We start from the raw sequence: 2,000 nt of genomic DNA, 5'->3' as shown, positions 1-2,000 counted from the left end.
GGCGTTATCAACTTAACTCGCGGTCAGGGATTTGCGGCATAAACGCGACGGCATGAACACCGCAACCGTCAGCTACAAGCGCCATCGTTTCGCGCCGCAGATCATCGCCCATGCAGTCTGGCTTTACTACAGGTTCCCCTTGAGCCTGCGTCTGGTCGAGGAAATGTTGCTGGAACGCGGGATCGTGGTTTCCTATGAGACAATCCGCCGATGGGGAAAGAAGTTCGGGCCCGACTACGCCCGCCGGTTGCGCCGCAAGCAGCCAAGCCGCGACGATATCTGGCACCTCGATGAGGGTGCGCCACGAAGGCGCGAAGGAGGAGCTATGATTTAGGCACTTCCCAAGCAGCCATGCTGCACAGGAGATGAGGGCTGGCCCCTCGAAGCCGGCTTGCAGGAGCAGGCTTCAAACCACCTCAAGCTGCTGTCGTAAAGAGCGATGGTGGTGAGCGTTGAGGAAAAGGCCGGACTTGATCCGGTCAGGTAAGATGCAAGGAGACGAGCGTGAGCGAACCGCTGAAGACGTGTCGAAAAGTGCATAGATGGCGTCAAAACCGGGTGGGCTTCGTTAGCCCGGGACAAGTCTGGGAGATACCTGTCTACTGCCCAGATGGCGTCCGGCATGAAGGCGGCGTGACCTTGCTTCAGGCTCTTGTGCGGAACGTGGGAACCTGTCGCCCCGATGCCAAGGGAGACGTCCAAGTGGAAGCACCATGAGGACCCGAGTACCGATGCGGGGCACAGGGACGGAGTTGCGTGTAGTAGCGAGGAAGGTGCTGTAATGGCGTTGGAGCGAAGGCGCAACACTGTCCAGCTTTATCGAAAGGTCAACCGTCATGCGGGAGGAGCCTTTGGGTAACGCAAAGCCGTTCGATATTCCCAAACGCGTTGTTTGGGAGGCTTATCAACGGGTAAGGGCGAACCGGGGAGCAGCCGGGGTCGATGATCAGTCGATTGAAGCCTTTGACCGGGATGTGAAGAACAACCTGTTCAAGCTTTGGAACCGACTGTCATCGGGCAGCTACTTTCCACCGCCAGTCAAACGGGTCGCAATCAGGAAGCGCCAAGGTGGTTCAAGACCGCTGGGTATTCCAACGGTCTCCGACCGGATTGCGCAAGGGGTGGTGAAGGCGTACCTGGAACCGGAACTGGAAAGACATTTCCATCCCGATTCCTATGGGTATCGGTCCGGCAAGTCGGCACTCGAGGCCGTGGGTATGGCAAGGCAGAGATGCTGGCGTCATGACTGGGTTCTCGATCTCGACATTCGGGCATTCTTCGACACCATTCCACACGACCTGCTGCTACGGGCGGTGCGAAAGCACACCGACTGCACGTGGGTGTTGTTATACATTGAACGGTGGCTGACGGCTCCCGTGCAACTGGAGAACGGCACCTTGGAGCCTCGGGAGAGGGGAACCCCGCAGGGATCAGTTATCTCACCCTTGCTGGCGAACCTCTTTTTGCACTATGCGTTCGATCGGTGGATGGCCAAACACCATCCTGGTATTCCGTTTGAACGCTTTGCCGATGATGCTGTTTGTCATTGCAGCAGCGAGCGTCAGGCTCAAAAGTTGCAAGCGGAACTTGAGCGGCGGTTTGCTGAATGCGGACTGACGTTACATCCAGACAAGACACAGATCGTGTACTGTAAGGATAACGTTCGGCGAGGATATTACCCGAACCGGAAATTCGACTTTCTCGGCTATACCTTTCGGCCGAGACTGGCGATGAACCGATGGGGCAAGACCTTCGTCAACTTCAGTCCTGGCATGAGCAACCGGGCCGCGAAAGCCATCCGTCAGACGATACGGGACTGGCAGCTTGACCGCCGTATCGACAAGCGCATCAACGATCTGGCCAAGATGTTCAATCCGATCCTGCGCGGTTGGATGAACTATTATGGCCGGTATCACAAATCGGCACTTCCCGAGCATTGATGCATCTCGATCTGCGCCTGGCACGCTGGGCAATGTCGAAATATCGTCGCCTGAGACGCC

The 2,000-nt window shown here is 57.1% G+C and carries 1 protein-coding gene and 1 pseudogene; both read left to right on the top strand.

Annotated features, from left to right (window positions below; genetic code table 11):
• Window positions 1–52 precede the first annotated feature (52 nt).
• A pseudogene (locus B5V02_RS00725) lies at window positions 53–295 on the top strand (IS6 family transposase); the annotation flags it as partial.
• A 556-nt stretch (window positions 296–851) separates the two neighbouring features.
• Window positions 852–1,940, top strand: coding sequence for a group II intron reverse transcriptase/maturase (gene ltrA / locus B5V02_RS00715; RefSeq protein WP_167458312.1), 1,089 nt, complete (start codon window positions 852–854; stop codon window positions 1,938–1,940).
• The last annotated feature ends 60 nt before the right edge of the window (window positions 1,941–2,000 follow it).

The organism is Mesorhizobium kowhaii (assembly GCF_003253745.1).
Lineage (GTDB): Bacteria > Pseudomonadota > Alphaproteobacteria > Rhizobiales > Rhizobiaceae > Mesorhizobium > Mesorhizobium kowhaii.
Note: the sequence above shows the minus strand (reverse complement) of the source record. Positions and strands in the feature narration are given on the sequence as shown.